Origin of the sequence: Brachybacterium sp. J153 (assembly GCF_036311905.1) — a bacterium.
In the GTDB taxonomy this organism is placed as follows: domain Bacteria; phylum Actinomycetota; class Actinomycetes; order Actinomycetales; family Dermabacteraceae; genus Brachybacterium.
Window position 1 is genome coordinate 46,909 of sequence record NZ_JAZDCH010000023.1, and the last position, 15,380, is coordinate 62,288.

15 protein-coding genes and 1 pseudogene are annotated in these 15,380 nt (G+C 72.2%); 11 read left to right on the forward strand and 5 right to left on the reverse strand.

From position 1 onward, the window contains the following. Positions 1-98 precede the first annotated feature (98 nt). A pseudogene (locus V1258_RS10950) lies at positions 99-779 on the reverse strand (ABC transporter ATP-binding protein); the annotation flags it as partial. Positions 780-904: 125 nt separating this feature from the next. Between V1258_RS10950 and V1258_RS10955 the strand changes: the two are divergent. Further along, on the forward strand, positions 905-1,456 hold the full coding sequence (locus tag V1258_RS10955) for a CarD family transcriptional regulator (protein ID WP_329747278.1): 552 nt from the start codon (positions 905-907) through the stop codon (positions 1,454-1,456). Between the two features lie 69 nt (positions 1,457-1,525). Here V1258_RS10955 and V1258_RS10960 read toward each other — a convergent pair whose 3' ends face one another. Together V1258_RS10960 and V1258_RS10965 are read right to left on the reverse strand one after the other, a co-directional pair. After that, on the reverse strand, positions 1,526-2,857 hold the full coding sequence (locus V1258_RS10960; RefSeq protein ID WP_329749727.1) for an MFS transporter: 1,332 nt from the start codon (positions 2,855-2,857) through the stop codon (positions 1,526-1,528). A gap of 76 nt (positions 2,858-2,933) precedes the next feature. Beyond that, a complete protein-coding gene (locus tag V1258_RS10965) occupies positions 2,934-3,614 on the reverse strand; it encodes an SRPBCC domain-containing protein (protein WP_329749728.1) in 681 nt (226 codons plus the stop codon). Between the two features lie 108 nt (positions 3,615-3,722). Between V1258_RS10965 and V1258_RS10970 the strand changes: the two genes are divergently transcribed. The 8 genes from V1258_RS10970 (at position 3,723) to V1258_RS11005 (ending at position 11,740) form a co-directional block, all read left to right on the forward strand. Then, complete coding sequence (locus V1258_RS10970) at positions 3,723-4,502, forward strand: HAD family hydrolase (protein ID WP_442878615.1); 780 nt, start codon at positions 3,723-3,725, stop codon at positions 4,500-4,502. After that, entirely contained in the window at positions 4,499-7,045 is a 2,547-nt protein-coding gene (locus V1258_RS10975) for a glycoside hydrolase family 65 protein (protein ID WP_329749729.1), read from the forward strand. The genes V1258_RS10970 and V1258_RS10975 overlap by 4 nt, the downstream gene beginning before the upstream one ends. 153 nt (positions 7,046-7,198) lie before the next feature. Next, positions 7,199-8,431 carry a YihY/virulence factor BrkB family protein gene (locus tag V1258_RS10980; RefSeq protein ID WP_329747274.1) on the forward strand — a complete coding sequence of 411 codons (1,233 nt, stop codon included), beginning with the start codon at positions 7,199-7,201 and terminating at the stop codon, positions 8,429-8,431. After that, the gene (gene def / locus V1258_RS10985; RefSeq protein WP_329749730.1) at positions 8,428-8,994 is read left to right on the forward strand and encodes a peptide deformylase; all 567 of its coding nucleotides are present in this window, start codon (positions 8,428-8,430) and stop codon (positions 8,992-8,994) included. The genes V1258_RS10980 and def overlap by 4 nt, the downstream gene beginning before the upstream one ends. Positions 8,995-9,040: 46 nt before the next feature. Beyond that, entirely contained in the window at positions 9,041-9,469 is a 429-nt protein-coding gene (locus V1258_RS10990) for a QcrA and Rieske domain-containing protein (RefSeq protein ID WP_329747272.1), read from the forward strand. Then, positions 9,459-10,250, forward strand: a complete 792-nt coding sequence (trmB, locus tag V1258_RS10995) for a tRNA (guanosine(46)-N7)-methyltransferase TrmB (protein WP_329749731.1) — start codon at positions 9,459-9,461, stop codon at positions 10,248-10,250. Before V1258_RS10990 ends, trmB begins: the two co-directional genes overlap by 11 nt. A gap of 49 nt (positions 10,251-10,299) precedes the next feature. Continuing rightward, positions 10,300-11,349: an LCP family protein gene (locus V1258_RS11000; RefSeq protein WP_329747270.1), complete on the forward strand. Its 1,050-nt coding sequence runs from the start codon at positions 10,300-10,302 to the stop codon at positions 11,347-11,349. Positions 11,350-11,374: 25 nt separating this feature from the next. Next, positions 11,375-11,740 (forward strand): DUF4235 domain-containing protein, encoded by a 366-nt coding sequence (locus V1258_RS11005; RefSeq protein WP_329747269.1) that lies wholly within the window; start codon positions 11,375-11,377, stop codon positions 11,738-11,740. Between the two features lie 94 nt (positions 11,741-11,834). Here V1258_RS11005 and phoU read toward each other — a convergent pair whose 3' ends face one another. Beyond that, complete coding sequence (gene phoU / locus V1258_RS11010) at positions 11,835-12,509, reverse strand: phosphate signaling complex protein PhoU (RefSeq protein ID WP_329749732.1); 675 nt, start codon at positions 12,507-12,509, stop codon at positions 11,835-11,837. A 173-nt stretch (positions 12,510-12,682) separates the two neighbouring features. Between phoU and V1258_RS11015 the strand changes: the two genes are divergently transcribed. Then, positions 12,683-13,942, forward strand: coding sequence for a sensor histidine kinase (locus V1258_RS11015; RefSeq protein ID WP_329747267.1), 1,260 nt, complete (start codon positions 12,683-12,685; stop codon positions 13,940-13,942). 1 nt (position 13,943) lies between these two features. Next, entirely contained in the window at positions 13,944-14,636 is a 693-nt protein-coding gene (locus tag V1258_RS11020; protein ID WP_329747266.1) for a response regulator transcription factor, read from the forward strand. A 136-nt stretch (positions 14,637-14,772) separates the two neighbouring features. Here the strand turns inward: V1258_RS11020 and V1258_RS11025 are convergent, their stop codons facing one another. After that, positions 14,773-15,306 (reverse strand): hypothetical protein, encoded by a 534-nt coding sequence (locus V1258_RS11025; RefSeq protein WP_329749733.1) that lies wholly within the window; start codon positions 15,304-15,306, stop codon positions 14,773-14,775. Between the last annotated feature and the right edge of the window lie 74 nt (positions 15,307-15,380).

Below are 15,380 nucleotides of genomic sequence, written 5' to 3' on the forward strand. Positions count from 1 at the left end.
TGAGCCCGGTCGCCCCGGCGATCGCGGCCGGCCAGCTGCTCGACCAACTGCGGGCTGTGGCTGGCGAGCACGATCGCGGCCCCGGCCGCGGCCCGCGCCCGCACGGCCTCGACGACGAGGCCCAGCCGCTCCGGGTCCAGCCGCTGCTCGGGCTCGTCCAGCAGGAGGACCGAACTGGGACGCGCGAGAGTCAGGGCGAGGGAGACGAGCTGGGACTGGCCGCTCGAGAGTTCGTGCGGGAAGCGGTCGGCGAGCGGGAGGATCCGCAACTCCTCGAGCAGTCGCCGTCCCTTCTCCAGCGCCTCGGCCGCCCGGTCACCCCAGGTCGCGCCGACGAACTGGAGGTGCTCGAGGACAGTGAGATCGCGGGCGGTCTGCGCCGGTCCGAGGAGTGCGGCGACTGCGGTGCGGAAGGCGCGGTCGCGGTCGTCGGGCCGCCGACCCGCCACGCGCACCCGACCCCAGGTCGGGGCGAGTGCGCCGGAGAGCACCCTCAGCAGAGTCGTCTTCCCGCTGCCGTTGGCCCCGGTGATCGCGAGCACCTCCCCGGCACCGACGCTCCCGCTCGCCTCGAGCAGCAGCGCGCTGTCGTCCCGCAAGACCCCGACCCGGTCGAAGACGACGAGCGGGGAGGCGGGGGCGGCGACCATGCGCCCCATCACAGCGCATCCCGTCGCGCCGCGCCCTCCGCCATGGTCGAGATCTCGGCGCTCCGAGAGGGTCGTGCCGGCCTCGCGGAGGACGCCAAGACCGTGAGATCCCTCCCCTGGAGACGTCATGACCTGGCCTTTCTGTCAGAACCGTGAGAAACTGGTCCGTGTCGCCATCGGCGCGCCGCCCGCTCGCCCCGAGCAGGTCGGCTCCGATCCGCGGCATCCCGCGCCCTTCCAGGAGGTCAACACCCGTGTCCGTCGCCGCCACCCCCGCCCCTTCGTCCGTCCCCGCCATCGGCTCTCTGCTGAGCCACCCGGTGCACGGCCCGGTGCGCATCGTCGCCCGCCGCACCCGGACCGTGCGCGGAGAGGACCGGGAGTACGTGGACCTCTCGGTGGTCGACGGGGAGATGGCGATCTCGGTGCCCGCCGATGGCAAGGACGTCGTGGGGCTGCGCGAGCTGCTCGGCGAGGAGGAGATCGTGGCGCTGCTCGAGCAGCTCGCCGCACCGATCGTCGCCCCCGAGAAGAAGGCCTCCTGGGCCCATCGCATCAAGACCCTCACGATGCAGTTGCAGACCGGCCGGCTCACCGACCGCATCGAGGTCGTCCGCGAGATCTACGGCGACAGCGGCGGCAACCCCTCCAGCCTCGCCGAGAAGAACCTGCTCAAGCAGGCCGTGGAGCCGCTCGCCGTGGAGATCGCGATCGCCCGCGACTCGAGCCGCGAGGAGACCACCCAGCAGATGCTCGACCTCGCCGCGGCCGCCGTCGCGGCCGGCGAGGGACCCAGCGCCGCCTGACCAGTCCGCCGCTCCGGCGGAACGGCACCGTCGCCGTCCCGTCCGCACCCGCCCTTGCGCGGCCCGAGGTCAGCGGGCGGTCGCGCCGCCCCGGCCCCGGCGCCCGGTCCCGGCCGGGGTGTACCGGGGCAGGGCCCGCAGCAGCCACGAGCCGCCGACGAGGCACAGTCCGCCGGTGACCGCCCCGGCGACGGCCACCGGCGCGACCAGCGTCACCCCCGTGACCAGCAACGGGGCGACCAGCCGCCCGGCGCCGAGCATCGTGTTCCACCACGCGAGGTAGCCGGTGCGACCGTGCACCGGGGTGACGTCGACCCCGAGGGTCATGACGATGCCCGACCCCATGCCGTTGCCGAGCGCGATGAGCAGGCTCGGCACGAGCAGGGCTATCAGCGCCGCGGTGCGTCCGTGGCCGTCGAGCGTCGTGCCCAGCACCGCCAGGAGCACGAAGCCCGCTCCCATCAGCAGGGCGCAGGGAACTGCCACGGCGGCCCGCCCGAAGCGGTCCATGAGCGTCCCCGCGGGGAGCACCAGGAGTATCTCGAGGGCGGCGCTCACCCCGAACACGAGCGAGATCCACGCGGGGTCCAGCCCCAGGTGGGCGCCGAGGAGCGGCACGATCACGGGCCGGTTCACGCGCGCCATCATCACCGGGGTGATGCCGGCGCCGACGGCGATCATGCGGCCCAGCACGGCCCGGTCGAGCCGGATCCGGGCCTCGCTGCGCATGCCCCTCCGGGGACGCGGCGGGACCGCGGCACGGGTCTCCCCCGGCGGCAGGAAGACGGTGATCATCACCGTCGCGGCGCCGACCATCACCGCGAAGAGCACGAAGACCGCGGTCGAGGAGACGGTCGCGATCACCACCGCCCCGAACAGCGGCCCGACGACCTCGCCGAGGCGGATCGTGCCCCCGTAGAGCGTCATCCCGCGGGCGCGCATCGTGGGCGGCAGGGCGGTGCCGAGATAGGACTGCCGCCCCAGGTGCCAGACCTGCGAGCAGGCGGCGATCACGACCAGGAGGCCGACGAGGACGAGCTGCTGGTGACGGGCCGGCTCCGCGGCGGCACCCGGCTCTATCACCGCGAAGGCCACGAGGCTCGCGAGGATCATCAGCGCGCCGGTGCCCACCAGGGCGAGACGCGCCCCGAGCAGCGTGAGGACCCGGCCGGCCGGGATCGGCCCCGCGAAGGAGGCGATCCCGAAGATGACCGTGAGCGCCGCCGCGGACGACTGGCTGAACCCGAGGTCCAGCGCGAGCAGCGGGACCATCGGCATGAGCGCCGCCATCCCGGCGAACTCGAGGAAGCTCGGCGCGTAGATGGACGGGGCGAGGGAGCGGATGACCTGCGCGGCGGTGCGCCCGTCCCCGGAGCGGGGGCGGGGCACGGGTGGGGTCACCTGCCGAGTCTGCCAGGAGATCGTGAGCCCGGGCAAAGACCTCCGCTCTGCGGACACGCGCCGGGCGGAGCCCCGCTCACCCCTCGAAGGCGTGCACCGTCGCGTTCTCGCCCCGCCGCACCGTCTCCTCGTCGACCCCCGCGGCGAGCGCCTGAGCCGCCCAGCGCACCGACCAGGCGCGCACCAGGCCGGCGCCGTCCGGACCGTCGAGCCAGTCGGCGGTGGGCACCGGGACCTCCTGCTGGCAGGTGTCGCGCCAGCCGTCGGTCTCGGCGGCGAGCGCGAGCAGCGCGATCTCCCAGTCCATGGCGGCGAGGCCGGGACCGCCGCGCGCGAAGTCCTGCCGGTCCAGCAGCGCGGTGTGGCGCAGCGACAGCGCGGTGGTGCCGTCGTCCTCGGGGTCCAGCCGGATCAGCAGCGGGTCCGCCACCCCCTCCCGTTCCCAGACGAGGGAGAGACGGTGCGGGGCCTCGACCGTCTCGATCCTCCCCCGGGCGCCGCGCGGGCCGCGGAAGGTTCCCCCCTCGACCAGCTCGCCGTCGACCGGGCCGAACCAGCGCGCGAGGCGGGCAGGATCGGTCAGCAGCGGCCACAGCTGGGCCGGGGAGCGGGACAGGTGGGTGGTGAGGGTGAGCACCGCGCGCACGCGGGGGCGCCCGTCCAGGACCTGCTCGTCGATCTCGAGTTCGCGGCGCACCGCGTCGACCACGGGCAGCGACTCCGTGACAGCCATCTTCTCCTCGGAGGGGTTCGTCATGGCTCCGCACCGGCGCTCGCGCGGGCACGGACGCGAGCAGACTAGCCGACCCTCCGCCGCGGGGCCATCGATCTCCCTCCCCGGGGAGGGCACGGGACGGGCCGTAGCATGGCGGGCGTGACCCCTGATGCAGACCGCTCCCCGTCCCTGGACCCGTCGCACGTCCGCACGGGCTTCCGCGCCCATCTCTTCGACCTCGACGGCGTGATCACCCCCACCGCCGAGGTGCACATGCGGGCCTGGGCCCGAATGTTCTCGGACTTCCTCGCCTCCCGCGGCGTCGCCGAGCCGTACACCGACGCGGACTACTTCGCCTTCGTCGACGGCAAGCCCCGCTACGACGGCGTCGCCTCCTTCCTCGCCTCGCGCGGTATCGAGCTGCCCCTCGGGGAGGACACCGATCCCGCGGACCAGGCGCCGGGCGAAGAGACCGTCAAGGGCCTCGGCAACCGCAAGAACGACCAGGTCCTCGAGCTGCTGCGGGCCGAAGGCGTCGCCCCCTACCCGGGCACCGTCGCCTATCTCGACGCGCTGCCGGAGGGGGCGCGTCTCGCGATCGTCTCGTCGAGCCGCAATGCCGAGGAGGTGCTGCGCGGCGCGGGTCTGCGCGATCGTTTCGAGCACGTGGTCGACGGGAACGTCGCGGCCCGGGACGGGCTGCCCGGCAAGCCCGCCCCGGACACCTTCGTGCACGCGGCCCGTCTGCTGGGCGTCGAGCCGGCCGACGCGGTCGTCTACGAGGACGCCGTCTCCGGGGTGCGCGCCGGCGCCGACGGCGCCTTCGGCGCGGTGATCGGCGTGGACCGCGGCGCCGGCGCTACGGCGTTCTCCGCCGCGGGCGCGACCCCTACGACCCTCGTCGTCGCCGACCTGGAGGAGCTGGCATGACCCGTCTGCGCACCATCCCCGCCGACCCCGTCGACCGCACGCGGCTGCCGCTGGACGAGTGGCGGCTGGTGGAGTCCCGGCCCGGGGGCGACCTGGGCCTGATGGAGACGCTGTTCGCCACCGCGAACGGCTACCTGGGCATGCGCGGCACGCCCTCCGAGGGCCGCGACGTGCACAGCCACGGCACCTTCCTCAACGGCTTCCACGAGACCTGGCCGATCCAGCACGCGGAATCCGCCTTCGGCTTTGCCCGCACCGGGCAGACGATGATCCCGGTCCCCGACTCGACGGTGATGAAGCTGTACGTCGACGACGAGCCGCTGCTGCTCTCGACCGCAGACCTCGAGGAGTACGAGCGCTGGATCGACTTCCGCGAGGGGGTGCTGCGCCGCGCGCTGATCTGGCGCACTCCCGCGGGGAAGCGGGTGAAGGTCGAGACCTCGCGCATGGTCTCCTTCACCCAGCGCCACCTCGCGCTGATGGAGATGCGCGTGACGATGCTCGACGGCGCGGCGCCGATCGCGATCTCCTCGCAGATCATCAACCGGACGGACTTCGCCGACGACTTCGGCTCCCGCGGCGGGCCCGGTCCCGTGACGGACAAGCACGATCCCCGTCAGACCACCGCCTTCACGCACCGGGTGCTCGAGCCGCAGCAGGACTGGCACAGCGAGCGGCGGATGCTGCTCGGCTATCGGGTGGCGCAGTCGGGGATGACCCTCGGCGTCGGCGCCGATCACCAGGTCGAGTCCGAGGCCGAGGTGCAGCAGCTGGTGGACACCACCCCGGACCAGGGCCGGCACATCTCGCGCGCCCATCTCGAGGCGGGGCAGAGCCTCGTCGTGCGCAAGGCGGTCGCCTATCACTCCTCCCGGTCGGTCCCCCACCGGGAACTCTTCGACCGCTGCCGTCGCACCCTGGACCGGGTGCGCGAAGCGGGGCACGCGGTCCAGCTCGAGGACCAGCGCCGCTATCTCGCGGACTTCTGGACCCGCTCCGACGTGCGCCTCCCCGGCCGACCCGTCGAGCAGCAGGCCACCCGCTGGTGCCTCTTCCAGCTCGCCCAGGCCGCGGCCCGCTCCGACCAGTGGGGCATCCCCGCGAAGGGCCTCACCGGATCCGGCTACGAGGGCCACTACTTCTGGGACACCGAGATCTACGTCGTCCCCTTCCTCACCTTCACCCAGCCGCGCTGGGCCCGCAACGCGCTGCGCTTCCGCGTGAACCTGCTGCCCAAGGCGCGGGAGCGAGCCCGGGAGCTGAACCAGCGCGGGGCCCTGTTCCCCTGGCGCACCATCAACGGCGACGAGGCCTCCGCCTACTACGCGGCCGGGACGGCGCAGTACCACATCGATGCGGACGTCTCCTACGCCTTCGCGCAGTACGCCGACGTGACCGGGGACCTCGAGTTCCAGCGCCGTGACGGCGTTCGAGTGCTCGTGGAGACCGCGCGGCTGTGGTCGGACCTCGGGTTCTGGCGGGTCACGGCCGACGGCGACGCCGCCTTCCACATCCACGGCGTGACCGGCCCCGACGAGTACACCACCGTGGTCAACAACAACTTGTTCACCAACGTGATGGCCCGCTACAACCTGCGCCGGGCCGCCGCCGCGGTGCGCGAACTGCAGCAGGCCGATCCGGCGGCGCACGAGGAGCTCCGCGTCGAGCTGGAGCTCGACGACCTCGAGCTCGAGCAGTGGGAGGCCTGCGCCGACGGCATGCTCATCGCCAAGGACGAGTCCCTCGGCATCCACCTGCAGGAGGACCGCTTCCTCGAGCGCGAGGTCTGGGACCTCTCGGCGACGCCCGACGAGGCCTTCCCGCTGCTGCTGCACTACCACCCGCTGGTGATCTACCGCTTCCAGGTGCTCAAGCAGGCCGATGTGGTGCTCGCCCTGTTCCTGCGCGGCAGCGAGTTCACCGCCGAGGAGAAGCGCGCCGACTTCGAGTACTACGACCCGATCACCACCGGCGACTCCTCGCTCTCCGCCGTCGTGCAGTCGATCATGGCGGCCGAGGTGGGCCATCAGAAGGCCGCACTGGACTACTTCCGCGCGGGTCTCTTCGTGGACCTCGGCGACCTCCACCACAACACCGCCGACGGCGTGCACATCGCCTCGGCCGGCGGGGTGTGGAACGCCCTCGTGCACGGCTTCGCGGGCATGCGGCACGACGAGGGCCGGATCTCCTTCGACCCGCGTCTGCCGGTGGACTGGCCCGAGCTGAGCTTCCCGCTCACCGTGCGCGGGTCCCGCTTCACCGTCCGCCTGGTGCGCGAGGAGATCTCCTTCACCCTCGAGGAGGGTCCGGAGATCGAGGTCACGGTGCGCAGCGAGGAGGTCCGGGTCACCGCCGCGGGCCGGGCGGTCCCGCTCGCCGACCAGGGTCCGGTGCTCGACGACGCGGTGCTCTCCTCCCCGCGCGGCCTGGGCGATCAGCGGGCCGACGGCAGCATCGTCACCTCCTTCGTCCCCAAGGATCCCGACGAGCCGTGGGAGTACCCGGTCCCCACCGATCCCGACGACCTGCTCGAGAATCCCTGACCTCCCGGGGAGCAGCGGGCAGGTCCCGGATCGAGGGCCCCTGATGCAATAGGCTCCCGATCCGTCCCGCCCGTTCCGATCGAGGAGCATCATGCGCCGCACCCCCGCCGTCCCCCGCGACGGCCAGGGCGCGACCCGCGGGGCGGAGCGAGGATGAGCGCCGGGCGTCGGCCCCGACCGATCGTCGAGCACGCCCGGCCGCGGCTCAGCATCGTGCACGTCCTGAACCGGGTGCGCATGCGACTGCTCGACATCCAGGTGTGGGACGTCGCCGGCACCATGACCTTCTACTCCGTGCTCTCGCTCTTCCCGGGCGCGGTCGCGGTGGTCTCGCTGATGTCGCTGATCGGCATCCAGGCGGAGACCCTCCAGGCCCTCTCCCGCCTCGTCGTCGAGATCTTCCCGACCCTGGACCCCGCGCCGTATCTCACCGCGATCGAGGCCGCCTCGAGCACCTCCGGCGGCCTGCTCGGGCTGCTGCTGGGCACCCTCGGCTCGCTCGTCTCCGCCTCCAACGGCGTCGCGGCGCTGCACCGCGCCCTGCACCGGGTCTACGACACGCGCGAGGGCCGGCCCTTCCTCTGGTTCCGCACGATCGTCTTCGGGGAGACGGTGCTGATCGTCTCGGTGGTGCTCCTCGCGATCGGCATGATCATCGTCGGCGGCGAGGCGAGCCAGCGGATCGGCGAGTTCATCGGCATCCCGATCTTCGCCTTCCACGCCTGGAACCTGGTGAAGTGGCCGATCCTGCTGGTCATCCTGATCATCGGTGTGTCGCTGGCCTACTACCTGTTCCCCAACGTGCGCCTGCCGCGGTACCGACTCATGACCCTCGGGTCGACGCTCTCGGTGCTGACCCTGTTCGGGGCCGCGCTGCTCGCCGGTCGCCTCCTGGCCTACGCGACGCGCTTCGCGGAGGTGCTCACCGTCCTCAACGGGCTCATCGCGATCCTGCTGCTGCTGTGGCTCGCGAACATCGTGATCATCGGCGGCGCCGCTCTGGATGCCGAGTTCCTGCGCGCCCGCCAGATCGCGAGCGGTCTCGACGCCTGGCACGCGATCGTGCTCGACTCCCACGCCACGCACACCCTCGACTTCCTGGCGGCCGACGCCGCGGACGCCGAGCAGATCGGCCGGGCGGTCGCCGAATCCGTGCGCAGCGGCGACCCGCTGCGCCACGAGCGCACGCCGTGGATCGTCGACGCCCGCAACCCCCTCGCGGTGAACCCGCCGGCACGGCACCGGGTGACCTCCTCCCCCACCACGTCCGCGTCCGTTGACTCCACGTCCTCCTCAGCTGACTCCGCTGCATCCTCTGATTCCTCCGCATCCCCCGCCGCTCACGAGAATCCCCGATCCGACCCTCCAGGAGACTCCCCCGCATGACCGTCCGCCCCATCACCATCGTCGGCCACCGCGCGCTCGCGCAGCGCACCCGTCGGGTCCGGGAGATCACCGACGAGCTCCGCACCCTGGTCGCGGACATGTTCGAGACCACCGACGCCGCGAACGGAGCAGGCCTCGCCGCCCCGCAGGTGGGGTCGCGCTGGCGGCTGTTCGTCGTGGACTGCCCCGACGCGAGCGGGGAGCGCCACCGCGCCGTGGTGATCAACCCCCGACTCGAGCGCTTCGGCGGGCTCGAGCTCGACGAGGAAACCCTCGAGGGATGCCTCTCCGTCCCCGGCGAGGGCTATCCGACGGCCCGTCATCGCGGCGCCCGGGTGACCGGGATCGATCTCGAGGGCGACGAGGTGGTGCTGGAGGACGAGGGCGGAGTGCTCGCCCGCGCCCTGCAGCACGAGATGGACCATCTCGACGGCTCCCTCTACCTCGACCGCCTCTCCCCCGCACTGCGCCGCGAGGCCCTGGATGCCGTGACGCGGCGGGGCTGGCGCGCCCGCGGCCTGCTGACCTGGGATCCCCGCGAGCTCGAGGCCGCCGATGTGTGAGATCCCCGCCCGTCGCACCTCCAGGGTCGCGGCCTATCCTGGGCGCATGGAACGCCCGTGCCTCTCCCGCCGCCACGCCCTGCTGCTGCCCGCCTCCGCCGCCGGGCTCGGCGTCCTCGCCGCCTGCGCCCCCGAGGACGAAGGCTTCGGGACCGCGGACCCGGTGCGCGCCACCGAGGACGGCTCGATCCCCCTGGACCAGGTCCCGGAGAACGCCTCGACGCTCGTGAACTTCGGCGGCCAGAGCCCCTTCGTGCTGATCGTCCGCGGCACCGGCGAGGAGATTGCCGCCTACTCGGGGTACTGCACCCACAACGGCTGCGCCCTGCGCCAGAACGAGGCGGAGCTGGACTGCCCGTGCCACGGCTCGCGCTTCGACGCCGCGACGGGCGAGGTGCTCCTCGGGCCGGCCACGACCCATCTGCCCGAGGTCGCCGTCGAGGTCGCCGACGGCGCGATCCGCCGTGTCCTCTGAAGGGCCCGGTCCGACCCGCGACGTGGTCTCCTTCGTCCGGCGCGGCGAGCGCCTGACGCCGAGCCGCCAGACCGCCTGGGACCGTCTCGCCGAACTTTACGTCCTCGACCTCCCGCGCGGCGAGCGGGACACGCTCCCCGCCGACGACGCCGCGCTCGACCTCGAGAAGGTCTTCGGCCGCCGCGCCGAGCTGGTCGTCGAGGTGGGCAGCGGACTCGGCGAGAACATCGTCGCCGCCGCCGCGGCGCACCCCGAGCGGGATCACCTGGGCGTCGAGGTCTACCGTCCGGGGCTCGCGCAGACCCTCAGCCGCCTGGACCGGCTCCGCCCCGCTCTCCCGCAGAACCTGCGGCTGCTGCCGCTGGACGCGCAGCGTGCCCTGCCGGCCCTGCTCGCCCCGGGCTCGATCCAGGAGCTGTGGGTGTTCTTCCCCGATCCCTGGCCGAAGTCCCGCCACCACAAGCGGCGCCTGATCAACCCTCCGTTCCTCGACGCCGTGCTGCCGCTGCTCGCCCCCGGCGGCACCTTCCGCCTCGCCACCGACTGGGCGCAGTACGCCGGGCACATGCGCCAGCAGCTCGACGCGCACGAGGATCTCGAGCCGCTGCACCCGGACGGCCCCCGCCCCGAGGGCACCACCACGGACGACGTCCCGCCGGGGCTCCCCGTGGAGGGATGGGCTCCGCGATTCGCGGGTCGTGTGAAGACCAGCTTCGAGACCAAGGGACGCGCGGCGGGCCGCCTAGTATGGGATCTCGCGTACACCCGCTCCGCGCCCTGAGCGGCATGGGGTTCGCGCGCCTGTCGACCATCTGCGAGAGCGAGTCCTCATGAACGCCCCCGACGACGTCCAGCTCCCCTCCGACTGGGAGGACGAGGACGCCCCCGATCCTCGCGGTCGACGGGGTCGTCGCATCGCCCTGATCTCCCTGGGCCTCGTCGCCGTGCTCGTGCTCGGCGTCGGCCTCGTGGTGGCGAACTACCTCCGCGGGATCGACAACCAGTACCAGAAGCGCACCGTCGAGACCATCACCCGTGGCGCCTCCGACGGCGATCGGCCCGAGGCGGAGCCCGGATCGGGCCGCAACTTCCTGCTGCTCGGCTCCGACAAGCGCTCCGAGGAGGACGCCGCCTCGGAGGGCGTGACCGGGCAGCGCTCCGACGTGATGATGCTCGTGCACGTCTCGGACGACAACGAGACCGTCTACGTCATCTCCTTCCCCCGTGACCTGTACGTCGAGATCCCCGGCCACGGCACCAACCGCATCAACGCCGCCCTCGCCTTCGGCGGCCTGAGCCTCGCGGTGACCACGGTCGAGAACTACACCGGCGTGCCGATCGACCATGTCGCGCTGATCGACTTCGACGGCATCCAGGGCCTCGTCGACACCCTCGGCGGGATCGACGTGGCGGTCCCGGAGAACTTCAGCGCCGGCGGTTTCGAGTTCACCGAGGGCACCCAGACGATGAACGGCGAGCAGGCACTCGTCTTCGTGCGCGAGCGCAAGCAGTTCTCCGACGGCGACTTCCAGCGCAACCGGAACCAGCAGGCCGTGCTCAAGGGCATCGCGACGAAGCTGATCAGCGCCGACACCCTGAGCGATCCCGGGAAGCTCTCGGAGACCGTCGGCTCGATCTCCCCCTATCTCACCACCGACGACCAGCTCACCTCCTCGGCGCTGGTCGAGCTGGGGCTGTCGATGCGCTCGATCCGCAGCGGCGACATGTACTTCCTCTCCGTGCCCCACGGCGGTCCCACCACCACCAGCGGTGGCGCGAGCGTCGTCGCGACGGACGAGGACGCCATGGAGACCCTCCGCGCCGCGCTGCGCGAGGACGACATGGGCACGTACTACGCTCAGAACGCCGGGACCTACTGACCACCTCGTCGACTGGAGGAACTCCGTGGCCAATCCGCTCGTGAAGATCGCTGTCCCGTTGGCGGGCGTCATCGCCGCCACCCTCGGGAGGAAGGTCGCCGCCGCCGGCTGGGGCGTCGTCTTCGGGGAGGACGCCCCGACCCCGAAGGCCACCAAGGCCACCCGCAAGGAGACGCTCCGGCAGCGCAAGCAGGCGAAGAAGGACGGTCTCTCGAAGGCGGAGATCCGGGCCATCCGAGATCCGTCCGAGGAGCAGCCGATCTGGAAGGCGATGCTGTGGGCGCTGGTCTCCGGCGTGCTCTTGCAGGGCTTCCGCCTGCTCGCCCAGCGCGGCGCGAAGGCCGGCGCGGAGGGGCTGACCCGTCGTCGGCCCCGCCCCAACCGCGGCTGAGCCGGCGGGCCGGGCCCGGCCCGCACACTCCCCCGAACGACGAGAACGCCCCGCGGAGCACCGCGGGGCGTTCGTCGTCGGAGAGGGGGACGGCTCAGATGTCCTGCACGTCCACGCTCGCGCTGAGCGTGTCGAGCGAGTCGCCGGTGACCAGGAAGCCGACGCGACGCACGAGGGACACGGCGTGGTCGCCGAGGCGCTCGTAGAAGCGGATCAGCAGGGTCATGTCCACGACCTGGCTGTTGGTGAGGCCCGACTCGCCGGACATCTCGCGGGAGATCTGCAGCATGAGCTCGTCGAGCTCCTCGTCCTCCTTCTCGACCTGGGCCCCGAGGGCCAGGTCCCGCTCCGCGATGACCTGCGCGGCCTCCACGAGCGCCGCCCCCGCCAGCTCGGCCATACGGGCGATCTGCTCACGGTGCGAATCGGGGACCGCGAGGGCCGGATGGGCCCGACGGGCGATGAGGGCGATGTGCGCCCCGAGGTCGCCCATGCGCTCGAGCGAGGAGCTCATCCGCAGCGCCGCGACGAGCAGGCGCAGGTCGGTGGCGACCGGGGACTGACGGGCCAGCAGCTCGACGACCTTCGCGTCCAGCTCGCTCTGGCGCTCGTCGAGGTGGGGGTCGGCGGCGATGACCCGCTCCGCGAGGGCGAGATCGCCCTCGAGCAGGGCGGTGGTCGCGTCCTTCAGTGCGGTCCCGGCCATCTCGGCCATGTCGACCAGATCGTCGATGACGTGCTGCAGGTCGCTCTGGTACGCCTCGCGCATGGTGATGCTCCTTGTCTGAAGGGGATCGTCGCCGCGCATCCTCGCAATCGTCGGTGAACGCTTGTCGGCGGCGGATGAACGACAGGTGTGGTCCCCATGAACTCCTGGTTCGCAGTGTGCCGGTTCTCGCAGCGGAATGCCAGGCGAGGCGATCCGGGGCCTAGGCTGTTGTGGTGCCCACGACTGCCCTCCTCCTGCTCGCCGGCGCGATCGGCCTGGTGATCGGGTGCACGGCCGCGCTGGCGCTGCTGCGTGCCGACCGCCGGATCCCCGCGGCCGAGTCCGAGGAGGAGCGCCCCGTGGTTCCCGTGGCGGCCGCCGAGGTGCTCGCGATCCTGTCCTCCGCGTACGTGGTGCTCGACGCGAGCGGCGACGTGCTGCGGGCCTCCCCGCTCGCCTACTCCTACGGCATCGTGCGTGCCGCGGAGGGCGACTACCCGCGGCTGGCGAGCGCGGAGCTGATGGAGCTCGCGGCCGACGTCGGCCGCAACGGCGGCTTCCGGGACGAGCGCCTGACCCTGCGCCGCGCGGCGGGCGGCGACTCGGAGTCGGTCATCGATGTGCGCATCGGGGCTCTCGGCGAGCACGGGGCGCTGCTCCTGGCCGACGACCTCACCCGCCAGGTGCGCGTCGAGGAGACGCGCCGCGACTTCGTCGCGAACGTCTCCCACGAGCTGAAGACCCCGGTCGGGGCGATCACCCTGCTCGCCGAGACCATGGAGGACGCCGCGGAGGATCCCGAGGCCGTGCGCCGCTTCGCCGAGCGGATGCAGTCCGAGACCCGGCGCCTGGCGCGCCTGGTGCAGGAGATCATCGAGCTGTCCCGGGTCCAGGGCTCCTCCGCGCTGCCGGATGCGGAGCCCACCGAGATCGACGAGGTGGTCCGCGAGGCGGTGGCGATGAATCGGAACTTCGCCCTGGGGTCGCGGATCGAGGTGACCGTGGGCGGCGCGAGCGGCCTGCGTGTCTTCGGCTCCGCGCCGATGCTCACCACCGCCCTGTCCAACCTCATCTCCAACGCGATCACCTACTCGGGTCCGATGACCCGGGTGGGCGTCTCGGTGCGCCGCGAGGACGGCATGGTGGAGCTGTCGGTGAAGGACCAGGGAATCGGCATCTCGAAGGAGAACCTCGAGCGGGTCTTCGAGCGCTTCTTCCGCGTGGACAGGGCCCGGTCGCGGGAGACCGGCGGCTCGGGACTGGGCCTCGCGATCGTCAAGCACATCGCCTCCGACCACGGGGGCGAGGTGACGGCCTGGTCGATGCCCGGACAGGGCTCGACCTTCACCCTGCGCCTGCCCGAGATGGGGCGCACGGACACCATCACCGTCGGTGGGGCGCGCCCCACCGATCGGAAGGACACCGCGGAGGCCGCCTCCGCCCGACGCTCCCGTACCGTGGACTCGGACCACGCCACGGGGAAGGGACTCTGACATGACGCGCATCCTGATCGTCGAGGACGAGGAGTCGTTCTCGGATCCGCTGTCCTACTCGCTGCGCAAGGAGGGCTACGAGGTCGCGGTCGCGGACACCGGGACCGACGGCCTGCGCATCTTCTCCGCCCATGGCGCGGACCTCGTGCTGCTGGACCTGATGCTCCCCGGCATGAGCGGCACCGAGGTGTGCCGCGAGATCCGCCGCACCTCCTCGGTGCCGGTCATCATGCTCACGGCGAAGGACGACGAGTTCGACAAGGTGCTGGGCCTCGAGCTCGGGGCCGACGACTACGTCACCAAGCCCTACTCCTCCCGCGAGCTGCTCGCCCGGATCAAGGCCGTGCTGCGCCGCGGTCAGGACTCGGGCGAAGGGGAAGAGGACACCACTCTCAGCGCCGGCAACATCATGATGGACGTCGAGCGGCACGTCGTGCAGGTGCACGGCCAGGAGGTGGCGCTGCCGCTGAAGGAGTTCGAGCTCCTCGAGATGCTGCTGCGCAACGTGGACCGGGTGCTCACCCGGGGCCAGCTCATCGACCGGGTGTGGGGCGCGAACTACGTCGGCGACACCAAGACCCTCGACGTCCACGTGAAGCGGCTGCGCGCGAAGATCGAGGACGACCCGAAGAACCCGGTCCACCTCGTGACGGTGCGCGGCCTCGGCTACAAGTTCGAGTCCTCCGGCGCCTGAGCGCGCCCGGGGCTCTCCCGCGCGGAGCGACCCGGAGACGACGGACGACAGAGCGCCCCGCGGCCTGGCCGCGGGGCGCTCTGTGTCTGACTCGATGCTGCGCGCTGCCGGTGCAGCGGCGCGGCCCGCGCGGCGCTCAGGCGCCGGCGTTCTCCCCGCTCTCGGTCTCGCTGTAGTGCTCGAGGCTGCCGTCGACGACGGGCACGGAGATCACCACGGTCTGATCGCCGGAGGTGACGGTCAGGTCGAGGATGTCGCCGGCGACGACACCGGAGGCGTCGCCGATCTGGACGCTCTGGTCGCTGTCCTCGCCCGCACCGAGGGAGACGACCTGCTCCGGCGCGAGGGACACGCCGGTGGCGAAGATCGCGGTACCGTCCGAGGTCGCGGCCGCGAGGTCGACGGTGCGGGTGGGCTCCGCGCCCTCGATCGCCTGCTCGTAGTTGACGACCGTGGCGGAGAACTCGGCGGTGCCGTCCTCCCGCAGGATCACGAGCGCGTTGCGCACGCCGATCACGGTCGAGCCGTCCTGGGAGAGGTTCGCGTTGGTGCCGTCGGCGGCCTGGTAGAACTCGTGCGTCTGCACCGGGTTGAAGTACGCGCATCCGGACGCGGCGAGGGCCAGGCCCAGGGCGGCGGCGGAGAGCACGAGACGACGGGAGGTGCGCACGGAGGACTCCTGTTCGATGCCGCGACCGGCGGCGGAGGGACGAAGGACAGCCCTCACAGGGTACCGCACCACCC